This is a genomic window from Neobittarella massiliensis (ex Bilen et al. 2018) (assembly GCF_900289145.1).
In the GTDB taxonomy this organism is placed as follows: Bacteria; Bacillota; Clostridia; order Oscillospirales; family Ruminococcaceae; genus Neobittarella; species Neobittarella massiliensis.
Window position 1 is genome coordinate 405177 of record NZ_OKQO01000001.1, and the last position, 15914, is coordinate 421090.

At 56.0% G+C, this 15914-nt stretch carries 15 protein-coding genes; 11 read left to right on the forward strand and 4 right to left on the reverse strand.

From position 1 onward, the window contains the following. The first annotated feature begins 194 nt into the window (after positions 1-194). From C6Y32_RS01935 to C6Y32_RS01955, 5 genes are all read left to right on the forward strand, one after another. Positions 195-1079 (forward strand): transporter substrate-binding domain-containing protein, encoded by an 885-nt coding sequence (locus tag C6Y32_RS01935; RefSeq protein WP_105203472.1) that lies wholly within the window; start codon positions 195-197, stop codon positions 1077-1079. Between the two features lie 113 nt (positions 1080-1192). Further along, positions 1193-1882, forward strand: coding sequence for an amino acid ABC transporter permease (locus tag C6Y32_RS01940; protein WP_164998085.1), 690 nt, complete (start codon positions 1193-1195; stop codon positions 1880-1882). Beyond that, the gene (locus C6Y32_RS01945) at positions 1857-2579 is read left to right on the forward strand and encodes an amino acid ABC transporter ATP-binding protein (RefSeq protein WP_105203474.1); all 723 of its coding nucleotides are present in this window, start codon (positions 1857-1859) and stop codon (positions 2577-2579) included. Before C6Y32_RS01940 ends, C6Y32_RS01945 begins: the two co-directional genes overlap by 26 nt. Positions 2580-2831: 252 nt before the next feature. Further along, a complete protein-coding gene (locus C6Y32_RS01950; RefSeq protein ID WP_105203475.1) occupies positions 2832-3176 on the forward strand; it encodes a hypothetical protein in 345 nt (114 codons plus the stop codon). Between the two features lies 1 nt (position 3177). Beyond that, positions 3178-4374, forward strand: coding sequence for a cation:proton antiporter (locus C6Y32_RS01955; RefSeq protein WP_164998086.1), 1197 nt, complete (start codon positions 3178-3180; stop codon positions 4372-4374). Between the two features lie 64 nt (positions 4375-4438). Here the strand turns inward: C6Y32_RS01955 and sigK are convergent, their stop codons facing one another. Then, positions 4439-5152, reverse strand: a complete 714-nt coding sequence (gene sigK, locus C6Y32_RS01960; protein WP_105203477.1) for an RNA polymerase sporulation sigma factor SigK — start codon at positions 5150-5152, stop codon at positions 4439-4441. A gap of 188 nt (positions 5153-5340) precedes the next feature. On the opposite strand from sigK, the gene C6Y32_RS01965 reads away from it, so the two are divergent. After that, positions 5341-6330, forward strand: a complete 990-nt coding sequence (locus tag C6Y32_RS01965) for a biotin--[acetyl-CoA-carboxylase] ligase (protein WP_164998087.1) — start codon at positions 5341-5343, stop codon at positions 6328-6330. Between the two features lie 83 nt (positions 6331-6413). Continuing rightward, positions 6414-7685, forward strand: a complete 1272-nt coding sequence (locus tag C6Y32_RS01970; RefSeq protein ID WP_105203479.1) for a DUF1015 domain-containing protein — start codon at positions 6414-6416, stop codon at positions 7683-7685. 173 nt (positions 7686-7858) lie between these two features. On the opposite strand, the gene C6Y32_RS01975 is transcribed toward C6Y32_RS01970, so the two are convergent. Beyond that, entirely contained in the window at positions 7859-8134 is a 276-nt protein-coding gene (locus C6Y32_RS01975; protein WP_105203480.1) for a DUF1294 domain-containing protein, read from the reverse strand. 107 nt (positions 8135-8241) lie between these two features. Then, on the reverse strand, positions 8242-10008 hold the full coding sequence (locus tag C6Y32_RS01980; RefSeq protein ID WP_105203481.1) for a phosphoenolpyruvate carboxykinase (GTP): 1767 nt from the start codon (positions 10006-10008) through the stop codon (positions 8242-8244). A 269-nt stretch (positions 10009-10277) separates the two neighbouring features. Between C6Y32_RS01980 and C6Y32_RS01985 the strand changes: the two genes are divergently transcribed. From C6Y32_RS01985 to C6Y32_RS01995, 3 genes are all read left to right on the forward strand, one after another. Continuing rightward, complete coding sequence (locus tag C6Y32_RS01985; RefSeq protein ID WP_105203482.1) at positions 10278-10991, forward strand: hypothetical protein; 714 nt, start codon at positions 10278-10280, stop codon at positions 10989-10991. A 211-nt stretch (positions 10992-11202) separates the two neighbouring features. Continuing rightward, a complete protein-coding gene (locus tag C6Y32_RS01990; protein WP_105203483.1) occupies positions 11203-11907 on the forward strand; it encodes a YczE/YyaS/YitT family protein in 705 nt (234 codons plus the stop codon). Positions 11908-11978: 71 nt separating this feature from the next. Further along, positions 11979-12656, forward strand: a complete 678-nt coding sequence (locus tag C6Y32_RS01995) for a YczE/YyaS/YitT family protein (protein WP_105203484.1) — start codon at positions 11979-11981, stop codon at positions 12654-12656. An 89-nt stretch (positions 12657-12745) separates the two neighbouring features. Here C6Y32_RS01995 and C6Y32_RS02000 read toward each other — a convergent pair whose 3' ends face one another. Next, the gene (locus C6Y32_RS02000; RefSeq protein WP_105203485.1) at positions 12746-13054 is read right to left on the reverse strand and encodes a BofC C-terminal domain-containing protein; all 309 of its coding nucleotides are present in this window, start codon (positions 13052-13054) and stop codon (positions 12746-12748) included. Between the two features lie 289 nt (positions 13055-13343). Here C6Y32_RS02000 and C6Y32_RS02005 point away from each other — a divergent pair, with 289 nt between their 5' ends. Next, entirely contained in the window at positions 13344-15806 is a 2463-nt protein-coding gene (locus tag C6Y32_RS02005; protein ID WP_164998088.1) for a transglycosylase domain-containing protein, read from the forward strand. The last annotated feature ends 108 nt before the right edge of the window (positions 15807-15914 follow it).

Sequence of the window (15914 nt, forward strand, 5' to 3'; positions counted from 1 at the left end):
GAAAAAGAGCGAGAGTTAGCGTCCCAGCTATCTCTCGCTCTTTTTTTGTGCAATACAGCTACACGATCTAAACGCCTATTTCATATTTTGTTCATAAAAGGAGATATCGATTTTTCTGTTGACTTTAATGTGCTAACATGCTACTATGATAAAGCAATCCGATCCACGGATAAATATGATAGGGGGAAACTACCATGAAAAACAAAATGCTTGCAAAGATCATCGCGATGGGCCTGGCAGCCGTCAGTGCGCTGTCACTGCTGGCCGGATGCACCAATGCCGATGCGGCGGACGCCGCCTCCGGCAAGTCGAAGGACAAACTGGCCCAGATCAAAGAGAGAGGAAAGATCGTCGTCGGTATGAACGCCGAATTCGCCCCCTACGAATTTCATGCGTCCGTGGATGGAAAAGATGTAGTCGCCGGTTTCGATGTATCGCTGGCCAAAGAGATCGCCAAAGATCTGGGTGTAGATCTGGAGATCAAAGAGATGGAATTCGAGTCGCTGCTGGGGGCGCTGTCGGCCGACCAGTGCGATATCCTCATCTCCGGTCTGGCCATCACCGACAAGCGCAAACAGCAGGCCGATTTTTCCAAAGGTTACTACAAAGGCAAAAACGTACTGCTGGTCAATAAAGAGAATATGTCCGGCACCGATACGGTAGAGGCACTGACCGGCAAAAATATCGGCATCCAAATGTCCTCTACTCAACAGGAATTTGCCAAGAAGTACTTAGAGCCCCAAGGCACCCAGATCACCTATATCGGCAGCATGAACACGCTGCTGCTCTCACTTACAGCCAAACAGATCGACGGCATCGTCACCGATGACCTGGTCAGCCGCACCATCGCTCTGTCCAACCCGCAGCTCACCGTCAACCAAAAATGTGTGCTGCCAGAAGATTCAGAGGCCACCGCCGAAAATCCCGATGCCGACTCGGTGGGGGTGGCTATGCCCAAGGGGCAGGATGGCCTGCGCGAGGAGATCAATAAGACTATCGATCGCCTGCAACAGTCGGGAGATATGGAACGCTTTATCGATGAGGCCTGCCAGCTCTCGGCCCAGAATATGGACCAGTAAAATAGTATCGCTCCCAGCACATCAGGCGGGTTTTCTGCCTGATGTGCTGCGTATAAGGGGCATGAGCCCCCTCAAATCTGCCGGCCAGAGCCGGTAAAAGGAGAACGATTTTCGTGTGGGATTTTAGTTTTTGGAACGCCTATAAGGGCAGTTATTACAGCAGCTTAGTGGTGACCCTGCAGCTGTCGATACTGGCTATTCTCTTTGCCACTCTGCTGGGGGTCATCATCTACTGGATGAAGACATCCCGGTTCGGCATCGGCCCGTTCCGGCCGCTGCGGTGGATCGCTGTGGTCTTTATCGAGGTCATTCGCTGTGTGCCCATGTTACTGCTCCTGCTGCTGGTCTACTCGGGCAGCAAGCTGCTGCTGGGTATCGACTTCACCACCTTTCAGGCGGCGGTGGTGGCCATCGTCATGAACTCCAGTGTGTACATCGCCGAGATCGTCCGCGCCGGCATCGAGGGGGTCGACAAAGCCCAGATCGAAGCCGCCCGCAGTCTGGGGCTGAACAAGGTTCAAACCATGCGCTTTATCACGATGCCCCAGGCGATCAAAAATATCTTGCCGGCTATCGGCAACGAGTTCGTCAGCGTGATCAAGGGCTCCTCCATGGCCTCTGTGCTGGGGGTGGCAGAGGTGCTGTTCACCGCGAAAATGGTCACCGGCGCCACTTTCCTGCCGTTTACACCGCTGGCAGTGGCAGCGATCTTCTATTTCGTGCTCACCTTCCCACTGGGACGGCTGATGCTGTTTATCGAGAGGAGGTGTAAGCAAAGTGATCTGCGTGAGAGAACTCTGTAAATCCTTTGGCGACAATCAGGTGTTGCGCGGCATCACCGAAACGGTGGAAAAAGGAGAAGTGGTGGTGGTCATCGGCCCTTCGGGCTCGGGAAAGTCTACATTTTTGCGCTGTCTCAATCTGCTCGAGCAGCCCACCAGCGGTCAGATCTTTTTTGACGGAGAGGAGATCACCGCCAAAAAGATAAAGATCGATCAGGTGCGCGAAAAGATGGGCATGGTTTTTCAGCAGTTTGGCCTCTTTTCCGGCCGTAAGGTACTCGAAAATATTACGCTGGCCCCCATCCAGGTGAAAAAACAAAAGCCTGCTGAAGCCAAAAAACGGGCGCTGGAGCTGCTGGAACGGGTGGGTCTGGCCGATAAGGCTCAGGCATACCCGGCATCGCTCTCGGGTGGGCAAAAGCAGCGGGTGGCCATCGCCCGGGCACTGGCTATGGACCCGGAAGTGATGCTGTTTGACGAGCCCACCTCCGCGCTTGACCCCGAGATGGTCGGCGAGGTGCTCGATGTCATGAAAGAGCTGGCCCGGGGCGGTATGACCATGGTGGTGGTCACCCACGAGATGCGTTTTGCCCGCGAAGTGGGGGACCGCATCCTGTTTATGGACGAGGGAAAGATCGTCGAGCAGGGCACGCCGTCGCAGCTGTTCGATCACCCGCAAAATCCCCGCACCGTCGACTTCCTCTCTAAAGTGCTCTGATATCTGGCATAGAATATCCGGCGGCAGCGGCTACTGTTTGTGTGGCCGCTGCTTTTTTCGTGCGCGGAGACAGCGGTAGAGGTAAGCGGTGGCCTTACGTTTAACCGCACCGTCCAAAACGGATGGTAACACTTTTCCCTCCCATCCGTTTTGTGGTATAATACTGGTAACGATAGGTGGCCGCAGAGATAAGGCGGGAGGCACTGCTCCCCTTTAAAAAGTGGTTTGCGGCCCGCTATAGGGGGAAAGTATATGATGCATCTGGTCGTGATCATCCTAAACAAGTTCGAGTGTCTGGAGGAACTGCTGGTCCGTTTTGCCGAGGGGGGCATCAGCGGCGCCACAGTGATCGAGTCTACCGGTATGGCCCGGGTATTGGGGGGCAAAGACAATCTGCGCATCTTCGGCTCACTGCGCATGATGTTCAGTCCCGTACGGGAGGAGAACCGCACCATTTTTACTGTGCTGCCCGAGGAGAAGATACCGGCAGTCAAACAGATCGTGACCGACGTGGTGGGCGATCTCTCCAAACCCGATACCGGTATCATGTTTGCCGTGCCGGTGAGCTTTACTGCGGGTATCGGGGGCGCAGAGTAGGGTGGAGAGGAGCATCCTGTTCTATCTGGGTGTCATTTTACTGATAGGGCTGCTGTTCGGCCGTTTGGCCAAGCGCTTTTACCTGCCCAACGTCACCGGCTACCTGGTGGCAGGGCTGCTGTTCGGCCCCAGCGTGTTGGGGCTGATCCCCGCCACTGCGCTGACGGGGATGGAGGCATTCGGTGAAGTGGCACTGGGATTCATCGCTTTTTTGGTGGGGAGCGACTGCAAGCTCTCCTATTTAAAAAAGCTGGGCAAAACGCCCCTCATCATTACCTTATGCGAGTCGCTGGGGGCGGTGGCTTTGGTGCTGGCAGCACTGCTGATAGCTGGCTATCCGGCCGACTGCGCAGTTATGCTGGCTGCTATTGCCGCCGCCACCGCGCCGATCTCCATCATCATGGTGGCGCGCCAATACCGGGCCAGCGGCCCCTTTACCGACACATTGCTGGCGGTAGTGGCACTGGACGATGCGGTGGCGCTGGTGGCTTTTGGCATCGCCTCGGCCGCTACCACCCTACTGCACGATGGGATCGGCAGTTCCCCCCGCGAGGTTGGAATGGCTATGGTCGGCCCGGTCATCGAGTTGGCCGGGGCGCTGTTTATCGGCATTGGCTTGGGCATGGCTTTTTCGGTACCGCTTCGCTTTTTTAAGGGCCGCGAGAGCCGGCTCATCCTCACCTGCAGCTTTATCTTGCTGGGGGTAGCGCTGGCCGATCTTCTGGGCCTTTCGGCGCTTTTGATGCTGCTCTGTATGGGGGCGGCGCTGGCCAACCTGCAACAGGATGCCGCGGCCATCCCCAGAATTGCCGACTCGATAGCCCCGCCGGTATTTTTGCTGTTCTTTGTTATCTCCGGGGCCAAAATGCAGCTCTCGCTGCTGCCGTCGGTGGGCCTGATCGGCATTCTCTACCTGGTGATGCGGGCACTGGGTAAAACACTGGGCTCGGCGCTGGGTGCCAAGCTGACGCACAGTCCGGCCTCGGTACAGAAATATCTGGGCCCGGCGCTGCTGCCCCAGGCCGGGGTGGCAGTGGGGCTCTCGCTGCTGGCCGCTCAGCAGCTGCCCCAACACGGTGCCGCTATCCACACAGTGGTGCTCTGCTCCACACTGCTGTGCGATATCGTCGGCCCGGCAGTGGCCAAATACGCTCTGCGCAAGGCGGGGGAGCTACCCACCGGCAGCGATCGCCTATAGGGTATAGCTACTTATACTATACGCAAAAAAATGTGCAGACAGTTTGCTGCTGTCTGCACATTTTTTATCGCCCAGGGGCCTGCCCCATATCTTTAAGCCCCTTATACAGCTTTCCCAAAGCCTTCTTCTCGATCCGGCTCACATACGAGCGGGAGATGCCCAGCAGACCAGCCACCTCTTTTTGGGTTTGTGGACGCTGGTTATTGAGGCCAAAGCGCAACTTGATAATGATGCGCTCGCGGGGGGTGAGCACTGTGTTGATCAGGTGGATCATCTTCTCCGAGCGTATCCCCAGATCGATGGTCTCGACGATATCGGTGTCGTCGGCCACCACATCTAAGTAGGTCAGGCTGCCGCCTTCGCCGTCCTGCTCAATAGAGTCATTGATGTACAACAGCCCGGCATTTTTCTTCTGAGATCGAAACTGCATCAGTATCTCATTCTCTATACATTTGGCGGCGTAGGTGGCAAAGCGTATCCCCTTTTGATGGTTGAAGGTAGATACAGCCTTGATCAGCCCAATCGTGCCGATAGACACCAGATCATCCTGGTCGGCCTGCCCGGCGGCGTAGTATTTTTTGCAGATGTGGGCCACCAGGCGCAGGTTGTGCTCAATCAGCTTGCCGCGGGCCTCCATGTCTCCTTCCTCTTTGTATTTCCTAAAGAGGTCAGCTTCCTCCTCTTTATCCAGTGGTTTGGGAAAGCTGCTCTGGCTGGAGATGTGCAGCGCAAAGTACAGCAGGTTTGCCAGTATTAGGCAGATAAACGCGGTATACATCAAAAATCACCGTTTTCCTGGTTATTACAGGCATTTTCACTGCCCGCTTTCTATGCATATGCCGAGCGGTGCGCTTTTTTGTCTGTCCACCGAGTTTTGACATGATTGATTGCCCTATAAAAACATGCTATACTACTTGCACGAAGAGGACCGCGCACAGTAGCGTGCAGAGGATAAGGAGGTGCCCGGTGAGCGAGACCAAATACACTGTATTGCAGCGGCTCAGACAGCAGATCGGGCAGGTTGTATCCAGTGCCCAGCTGGTGCAAGAGACCGGTGTGTCGCGCACCGCAGTGTGGAAGGCGATAGGCGCCCTGAAAAAAGAGGGCTACCCCATTACCGCTATCCAGAGCGGCGGCTACCGGCTGGAGGCGGATGGCGATGTGCTCTCGTCCCACGAGATACAGCGCCGCCGCAGGGGCCATTATCTGGGTGCTACTGCTTTTTATAGAGATGAGGTGCCCTCTACCAATTCGGCACTGCGCGCGCTGGCCGGTACCGGTGATCTTTCCGACGGCTGTCTGCTGGTGGCGGGCCATCAAACTGCTGGCCGGGGACGGCAGGGCCGCAGCTTTTACTCGCCGGCCAGCAGCGGGCTCTACTTTTCTTTTGCCATCTGCCGCCCGCTGTCACTGCAGGCACTGCGTTTTTTAACGATGGCGGTGGCCCTGGGTACCAGTGCCGGTATTGGAGCTCTGTGCGGCGTATCGCCGTCCATCAAGTGGCCCAACGATCTGCTGCTGGCGGGTAAAAAGTGCTGTGGTATCCTCACTGAGTGCAGCTTGGTAGCCGAGACCGGCTCGCTGGACTACGCGGTGGTAGGGGTGGGTATCAATGTAAAAGAGACTGCTTTTCCCCCCGAATTGGTGTCGGTAGCCACTGCGCTGGTCGGCTCTGCGGGGCGCGATATATCCCGGTCAGATCTGCTCGATGCGGTGCTCACCGGGATCGAGCAGCAGTTGGAACAGCTATTTCAAGAGAATTGGGCGCAGATCATACAGGATTACCGCCAGCAGATGCTGTATCGCGGGCAGCAGGTCTTGCTGCACCTGCCGCAGGGGCAACGGGTGCAAGCCCAGCTGCTGGATATCGCCGAAGACGGCGGGCTGCTCATTGCCAGAGAGGGGCGGCAGGAGGTGCTGTATTCCGGCGACATTTTTCCCGTGGGCCAGCAGTAATATCGCTTTAGCCGGAAGGGAAGAGTGACCGGCTATTTTACGTAGATCGGCGGCGGACCGCTGCCATTAGAGAGGTTGATTTGATGAACAAGACCGGCTTTTTCCCCGGCGACCTGTACATCCCCAAAAAAGAAGTGGATCTGCAAAAGTGGTGTGTCGTGGCCTGTGACCAGTACACCTCTCAGCCCGAATACTGGGAGCAGGTGCGGCAGCAGGTGGGGGAAGCCCCGTCAACACTGCATATGATCATCCCCGAATGTGATCTGGAAAAAGACGATATCGACAAGCAGATAAAGAGCGCCGGCGCCGCCATGGAGGACTACCTGCAGCGCGATCTGCTGGAGCCGTTTTCCGATTTTTTATATCTGCGGCGCACACTGCGCGACGGCGGTATCCGCCGCGGCCTGCTGGGCATCATTGATCTGGAGTGCTATGACTTCGCCCCTGGCTCCCAGTCGTTGGTGCGGGCCACCGAGGGAACTGTGCTCGAACGCATACCGCCCCGAGTACGGGTGCGGCAGCAGGCTGCACTGGAGTGCCCCCACGTGATGCTGCTCATCGACGACCGGGCGCACACCGTTATCGAGCCCATTGAGCAGCGGGTGGAGCAGCTGGAACAGGTGTACGATACTCCGCTCATGCAAGACAGTGGCCGCGCCGTGGGGTATCTGTGCGATGGGGCCGAGAACTGGCGTATCATGCAGGCGCTGTCAGAGCTGGCCGATACCGACGGCTTTAATCGCCGCTGCGGCACGCAGAGCCAAGCCCCGCTGCTTTTTGCGGTGGGCGACGGCAACCACTCGTTGGCCACCGCCAAGACCTGTTATGAGCAGATCAAAAAGCAGCTCTCCCCCCAGCAAGCCCTTATGTACCCGGCCCGCTATGCGCTGGTGGAGGTGGTCAACCTGCACGACGAGTCGCTGGTGTTCGAGCCTATTCACCGGGTGGCCTTTGGCGTGCAGCCCCAACAGCTGCTGGAGGCCTTATCGGCGCAGTGTGGTGCAGTACCGGCGAGCTCTGAATCAGCTGGTCAGCAGATAAAAGTTCAAATAGGCGACTGTGTGCAGGACTACTGCTTAAAAACGCCCACCTCCAATCTGCCGGTGGGGACCCTGCAAAACTTTTTAGACAGCTATCTGGCGCAGTGTGGCGGCCGGGTCGACTATATCCACGGCGAGCAGGCAGTGGCTGCACTTACGGCGCAGCCCAATACGGTGGGCTTTTTGCTGCCGGCTATGCAAAAAGAAGATCTGTTTCGCACAGTGGTGCTCGACGGCGCCTTGCCGCGCAAGACCTTTTCGATGGGCCATGCCTGGGATAAGCGCTTTTACCTGGAGTGCCGGCGCATTCGCTGACTAGAATAAGATCATAAAAAAGCGTCAGCGGCAGAGCTCTGCCGCTGGCGCTTTTTTTGCTGCTGAGAAATGCTTGCATGACCGGTCCTACATCCATCTGCTATTTTGTGCTGCCTTGGGCGGGATCGGAAAAAGGGTGGCACTGTCATCTTATGGGGCAGCCGGTGGCGCTTCTACAGCCATCCGTTCCACCAGGCCAGTCCCACTACAGCTGCCCACATCAGGCACAAGAGCGGCACGCCCACATAAAATTTGGGGTGGCGGGTCTTGTGGTGGCAGGCTTTCATTCCCAGGTACAGGCCAAAGCAGCCACCCAGAGCCGCGACCGACATCAGGGTGTGTTCCGGTATGCGCCAGCGCCCCTTTTTGGCCCGGTATTTGTCAGTGGCGCACAGCAGTAGACCGGTCAGATTTACCGCGACCAGATATGCAGTCAAAACAGTTTGCATCGGCGTGCCTCCTCAAATTCTATTCTATAGCGCGGCTTTTCAGGCCGAAAAGAACGGATATAAAAAAGGCCGCGCATCAAACGCGGCCTTTTTAAAGCAGGCATACCTTACTTGTTCAGGTTGGCCTCCAGTTTATTCAGCTCATCCATCATCTCGGTGGGCAGTCTGTCGCCAAATTTGCCGTAGAACTCGCGGATGCCTTTGGCCTCTTCTTTCCACAGATCTTTGTCGACATTCAGCAGGCCTTTGAGGGTGTCCAGAGACAGGTCCAGCCCCTCCAGGTTGATGTCCTCGGCTTTGGGCTCGTAGCCGATCGGGGTCTCAACGGCGTCAGCTTTGCCCTCGCAGCGGTTGATGATCCACTCCAGAACACGCATGTTATCGCCGAAACCGGGCCAGATGAAGTGGCCTTCGTCGTCGGTTCTAAACCAGTTGACGTTGAAGATCTTCGGCGCTTTGTCGCCCAGCTTCTTGCCCATCTCCAGCCAGTGTTTCCAGTAGTCGCCCATGTGGTAGCCGCAGAAAGGCAGCATAGCCATGGGGTCACGGCGGACCACACCAACAGCGCCGGTAGCGGCAGCGGTGGTCTCAGAAGCCATGATCGAACCTACGAACACGCCGTTCTGCCAATCTCTTGCCTGGTAGACCAGCGGAGCGGTCTTGGCACGGCGGCCACCAAACACGATAGCCGAGATCGGCACGCCTTTCGGGTTGTCAAACTCGGGGCTGACGCAGGGGCAATTCTTGGCGGGGGCGGTGAAACGGCTGTTGGGGTGTGCGCCTTTTACGCCGCTCTCGGGATCCCACTTGTTGCCTTTCCAGTCAACAGCATTCTTCGGCGGGTTCTTATCCAGGCCCTCCCACCAAACAGTGTTGTCGTCCAGATTGTGGACCACGTTGGTAAAGATGGTGCCCTGCATGGTGGATTTCAGTGCGTTGGGGTTAGACTTCATGTTGGTGCCGGGGGCAACGCCGAAGAAACCGGCCTCGGGGTTGATGGCCCACAGTCTGCCGTCGTCGCCGATGCGCAGCCAGGCGATATCGTCGCCCACGGTCCATACTTTGTAGCCTTTCTCGGTGTATACCTCAGGCGGAATGAGCATGGCCAGGTTGGTCTTGCCGCAGGCCGAGGGGAAAGCAGCGGTGACATATTTGACCTCGCCCTGGGGATTCTCGATACCCAGAATGAGCATATGCTCGGCCATCCAGCCCTCGTTTTTGCCCTGGAAAGAGGCGATGCGCAGCGCAAAGCACTTCTTGCCCAGCAGAACGTTGCCGCCGTAACCGGAGTTGATCGACCAAATCGTGTTGTCCTCGGGGAAGTGGCAGATGTAGCGGTTCTCCTCGTCGATGTCGGCTTTGGAGTGCAGGCCGCGCACAAAGTCGTTAGAGGTCTCGCCCAGCTGCTCAAAAGCGGCCTGACCCATTCTGGTCATGATGGCCATGTTCAGCACAACATAAGTAGAGTCGGTCAGCTCAACGCCGACTTTCGACAGCTTGGAGCCGATGGGGCCCATGCAGTAAGGGATCACGTACATGGTGCGGCCCTTCATCACGCCGTCAAACATCTTGCCCAGTTTCTCGTACATGACTTTCGGGTCTTCCCAGTTGTTGGTGGGGCCGGCGTCTTTTTCATCTCTGGTGCAGATGAATGTTCTATGCTCGACACGGGCCACGTCGTTCTCTGCGGTTCTGTGCAGATAGCAGCCCGGCAGTTTCTCCTCGTTGAGTTTTTCCATCTCGCCGGTGGAGATAGACAGGTTCCGGATCTCGTCCAGCTGCTTCTCGCTGCCGTCGATCCAGACGACCTTGTCGGGTTTGCAGAGTGCTACCATCTCTTCGACCCAGTTCAAGACATTTTTATTGTTGGTCATTGGTCTTAACCCCTTTCAAAATAGTGGCGTTGTAAAAAACTACAACGTTCCCTAATTAGCATTATACGCAAAAAGTTGGTTGATTTCAACGGGTAAATACCGAAAAATTGAGCGTTTTTGCATAAACATCCCCAAATGAAATTATGTGTTTTGCTGAAAATGACAGGCATTGTCTAGTTTTTAACAAGTTCAAAATTTGTTTATTTCCTTTTCTGTCGCATTGTGCTAAGATAAAAGATATTTGATGCTTTTATAAAGGAGAAACTGCTGTGTTTGCCATACTGTTGGGCGTTTCCATGCTGGCTTTGGGCTACTGCACCCAAAAGAAGATCCTGACCCTGTTTATCACCTATTACGACCCCAAGCTCACCAACGAGCAGATGGAAGAGATCGAGGTCCAGCGCCAGTCTTTTTCACAGAAGAGCCTGTATATCATGGGCGCGGTGTCGGCTGTCTCCGGTATCTGCCAGCTCATGGGCTACCTCATCTTTAAAGATCTGCTCATGGCGGTGTACCTGTTTTTGCTCATCCGCTTTATCGGCAAGACCTTTTTGCAAAAAGACGCCAAAAAAGGGCCGGGTAAAGTCTGCACCATCGCCGCAGTGCTGGTGAGCCTGCTCTACTTCGCCACCACCTTTACCTATTCGTTTGGTCCCAATAGCTTTAAAGTGACCGATGAGGCGCTCGCTATCTCCGGGCCCAGCCAGACCGAGATCGCCCTGACGGATATCCAGCTGCTCGAAGAGGTCGAGCGCATCCCCGAGCGCAAAGAAGCCGCCGGTCAGGTGGCCGAGTTTAACGGCACCTACCGGGGCAAGTACCACCTCAAAGGCGGCGAGACTGCCGTGCTCTACGACAACGGCGGCGCCAAGTCGCTGCGTATCACCACCAAAGACGGCACGCTCTATTACATAAATGGCGGCAACGACGACACTACTGATCAGCTCTACGACCAGCTCACCGAGCAGCTGTCAGAAAAATAGTACAAAATAAACTGTCAAAAGCGGCGTGAACCAGCATAGCTGTGTAGCACGCCGCTTTTTGGCGCACAACTGTGTTTCTGCCTAAAATATATCAGGCTTTTTCTCTGCAGACCTTTATTGTGTGAAAATGCAGAGAGCTGTATAATATTTACTATGGCTGCTGTGCAGTCGATACTTGCCAAAAACAGGCGAACACAGGGGAGGAACGGCCGTGAAACAGAGCGTGAAAGACAGGCTGACCGAGGCGGGAAAGAAACTGCCGATCTTTATTTTTGCACCGCTGCTCTCAGCACTGGGCATCAGCCTCTGTCTAAAAGCTGCACTGGGCCTCGACCCGATCTCGCTGTTTATCGAGGGGCTCTCCAAGGTGCTGGGAATGGCCTACTCCAACGCCTCGCTCCTGTATAACGGCAGTTTTATTTTGCTGGCCTGTATCCTGGCCTGGAAGAACATCTACATCGGCACCGTGCTCTCGGGCATGCTCATGGGGCCCTTTTTAAAGGTGTACGAACATGTGTTGGCCTTCATCGACCCGGCCTCGCTGGTCCTGTGGCAGCGCTTCCTCTTCTTTGCTGTCGGTCAGGTCATCATGTGCCTGGGCATCTCGGTCAACGTGTCGCTGCGGTTTGGTCTCGGCTCCTCCGACGCGATCATTTTCAAGATCTGTTCGGTCACCGGCTGGCACTATAAATACCTGAAAATGACGTTTGACGCCACCTACCTGACTGTCGGTTTCCTCATGGGTGGTGTGTTGGGCGTGGGCACGGTGCTCAGCATGCTCACCACCGGCCCCATCGTCGAGGTGGGGGTAAAGTTTCTCAACCGCACACTGCTCAAAAAATTGGGGCTGCAAAATCCCCTCAACGAAATGAAGGCCAAAAAGAAGTCCCGTCCCGCGGCGGTACGCAAGCGCTGATATTGCCCGGGCGCTGGCGTCCGGGTCCCCAAAGATAGATCAAAACACCAAAAGAGAGAGGAAGAAACTGTATGAACGCCACTGTGAAAAGCAAACTGCTGGAGGCCTGTCACAAGCTGCCGGTCTTTATCTTCGGGCCTATGTTCTCGGCTCTGGGGGTGAGCCTGTGTCTTAAGGCGCGGCTGGGTATCGACCCCACCTCGCTGTTTATCGAGGGCATCTCCAAAGTACTGGGTATGGCCTACTCCAACGCCTCGCTCCTGTATAACGGCACCTTTATCGTGCTGGCCTGCATCATCGCCTGGCGCAACGTATATATCGGTACCGTGCTGGGCGGCATGTTGATGGGGCCGTTCTTAAAGCTGTACGAATTTTTGTTTGCCGGTATAGACCCTATGGTCCTCACCATGTGGCAGCGGGCGCTGTTTTTCATCCTGGGGCAGACCATCATGTGTGTGGGCATCTCGGTCACGGTGTCGCTGCGCTTTGGCCTGGGTTCTACCGATGCCATCATCTTTCGCATCATCGACTGGACCGGTTGGCACTACAAGTACCTCAAAATGGCTTTTGACGCCACCTACCTCATTCTGGGGTTCGTCATGGGCGGCGTGCTGGGTGTGGGCACCGTGCTCAGTGTGCTGTGCACCGGGCCGATGGTGGAGTTTGGGGTCAAGACCATGAACCGCACCGTGCTCAAAGCGCTGCACCTGCAAAATCCGCTCAACGAGATGCGATCTAAAAAAGAATAGCGGCTATCTTCTATATAAAAGAGGTGCCCGGCAGTACCAATGTACCGCCGGGCACCTCTTTTGGCGCAGCAGTCTGTGCTGCTCTCCCGCTAGCTGGTGTAGTCCTCCAACAGGCTCTTGAGCTCCCGCTGCGTGTATACCTCCACGCCTTCGCGCAGCCGCTGCTGCTCGGTTTGGGGCAGCGTGTCGATGTACACGTCATATAGTTGGGGCTCCTTTTCACCGGGGCTGTATACCGCCAGTTGCCCCTCCACCTGGGTTATGGTGTAGTGGGGGGAGGCGCCCACCTGCATATCTCCCTTGGCTTGCAGCCATCCTACTGTCATAGAGAATAAAAGGCAGAAGAGCAAAAATGCCGCGGCGGTCACGCCGGTGAGGACCATAGTTTTTTTGCGCATAACGATCACCTCGCACTGGTAGTATTCTCTTAAATTTCCATGAATATGCTTCGGGGGCATTTAACAAACCCCGGCAGATATGCTATAATGTAACCTGTTCTTGTATACCCAGGCCGCTCTGCGCCCTTTGTCGCGGTCAACCAGTCCAGTGCCCAGATACTGGTCCGGCGGCGGCCGGGTATCCGGCGCTCGGTTTTTTGCGGTTTTTCCGCCGGGGACTGAGCGGCTGTAAAACAGCGAATTTGCGCTGCATATGTTGCGCCTTAACACAAGCAAGGAGGTCGGTTCTATGCCAGACAACAAGCACCTTTCTGGCCCGGACCCCAAAGACCGGGACGAGAAAAAAGCGCTTGCCGCGAATGGGAAGACCGATAAACAGTCGAAGAAAACCAAAAAACCCAAAAAAGAGGTAAAGCTCAACAAAAAGGGGAAGAAACGGCTGCGCGACCGCACCTGGTTTCGGGTCGTGCTCTCGATCTTTATGGTCTGCGTGATCGTCGGCTCGGTGGCTGCCACATCTTTTGTGATGTACGTGTTCTCCACCATGAAAGACGACGACCAGCTGCTGGACCTCGACAAGGTCAAGCTGCCCTATACCACCATCATTTACGGCCAGGATGCCGCCGGCAACGAGGTGGAGCTCACCCGTCTCGAGAGCGAGTCCAATCGCATCTACGTGTCCATCGATCAGATCCCCAAGCACATGCAAAACGCGGTCATCGCCATCGAGGACGAGCGTTTCCGCAGCCATAAAGGCGTGGACTGGAAACGCACTATCGCCGCTACCGTCAACGAGATCGTGCCGATCTTCTCCAACCGGCAGGGCGGCAGTACCATCACCCAGCAGCTCATCAAAAATATCACCAACGACCGTTCCACCAATGCGCTGGAGGGATATGCCCGAAAAGCGCGCGAGATCTTCCGCGCGCTCAATCTGGAGAAGACCTATTCCAAAGACCGCATTTTAGAGGCCTATCTCAACACCTTCCACCTGGGCAACGGTACCGACGGCGTGCAGGCGGCGGCCAACCTGTACTTTAATAAAGATATCTCGCAGGTATCCATTGCCGAGGCGGCCTGTCTGGCCGGTATCACCCAGGCGCCGTCGGCCTACGATCCGTTTACAAATCCTGAGGCCAATAAAAAGCGCCAGTTACAGGTGCTGGCTAAAATGTACGAGCTCGAGTTCATCACCAAAGAGGAGTACGAGGCAGCCAAGAACGAGGAACTGGTGTTCAATACTGCCGCTGCCAATCAGGGCACCAAGATCGAGAGCTACTATGTAGACTATGTGATCGAGCAGGTCTCCGACGATCTGGAAAAACTGGGCTATTCCGAAGAAGACGCCATCAGCCTCATCTACACCGGCGGCCTGCGCATCCACACGCCCATGGATACCTCGGTACAGAGTTATCTGGAGTCCTACTACCAGGACGATTCCAACTTCCCCTCCGACCCGGGCCGTAACTTGGGTGAAGAGCCCCAGTCGGCGGCGGTGGTCATGGATGTCAACGGCAACATCGTCGGTATGGTCGGCGGACGCGGAGTCAAAGAGACCAACCGCGGCTTTAACCGGGCAGTCAGTCCGCGCCCACCGGGATCTTCCATCAAGCCCATCGCCTCTTATGGGCCGGCTATCGACAGAGATCTTGTCAACTGGTCCACTATCTTAGAAGATCAGCCGGTGCGCGGAAACTGGCCCAAAAACTACTACAACGCCTACCGGGGCAAAATGACAGTAGAAGAAGGGCTGAAGAAGTCTGTCAATACCTTGGCTGTCCGTGTGCTGCAAAAGGTGGGTATCACCGAGTCATTTCAGCACCTGCGCGATAACCTGGGGGTCACCACGTTGGCGGAGGAAGATGACCCGTCTGGTGTGAGCGACTATACCGAGAGTTCGCTGGGCTTGGGTGGCATGGCCTACGGTATCTCGCCGCTGGAGATGGCTGCCGCCTATGTGCCGTTTACCACTGGCGGCGTGTACTATCAGCCCCGCTGCTACACCAAAGTGGAAGACCAGTTTGGCAACTCGCTGCTGGATAAGTCTAACCCGACCACTAAACAGGCCCTGTCGCCGGCCGGCGCCAAGGTCATGAACCAGATGTTGCAGCAGGTGCTGCGCGCTGGCGGCACCGCCTCGGGCTACGGTTTCGGCTATCAGCCCCAGGGCGGCAAGACCGGTACCAGTACCGATGAAGACGGCTATGCGCACGATATCTGGTTCGTCGGTTTCTCGCCATACTATGTCACCAGCGTGTGGTGGGGTTACGATTTCGACACCAATTTGAACGAGGATGGCTATGTGCCCGCCGGCGTCTGGCAGGATGTCATGGGCCACATCCACGAGGGGCTGGCCTATAAAGACTTCCCCTCAGCCAGCGGTGTCACCACCCGCACCTACTGCGTCAAGAGCGGCAAGCTCGCCAGCGACACCTGTAAGGAAAAGGCGACCGGTTGGTACAAGACATCCAATGTGCCCACCGAGACCTGTGACGGCACCGAGTGCCTGACCGATGAGGAGAAAAAGCAGAAAGAGGAAGAGGAGAAGAAGAAAAAGCAGGAGGAGGAAGAGGCCTCCCGCTCGGCCAGTATCTCCGCCTCCAAATCTGCCTCCATCTCCCGCGAGGAAGAGGAGAATAAGAATTCGTCCTCGGCCTCCTCATCCAATTCCTCCTCGGGCAGCACGCCGTCAAACGGATCTTCCAGCAGCTCTTCGTCAGGTACGACTACCAAAAATAAAACTGCCTCCTGACAGGGGTCAATCCGTCCAATATAAAAGTCCCGGGCCGCAGATAGTGCGGCCCGGGACTTTTCCTATTTGATATAAGTATGCACCGCACTAGTTGCACAAAAAATATCC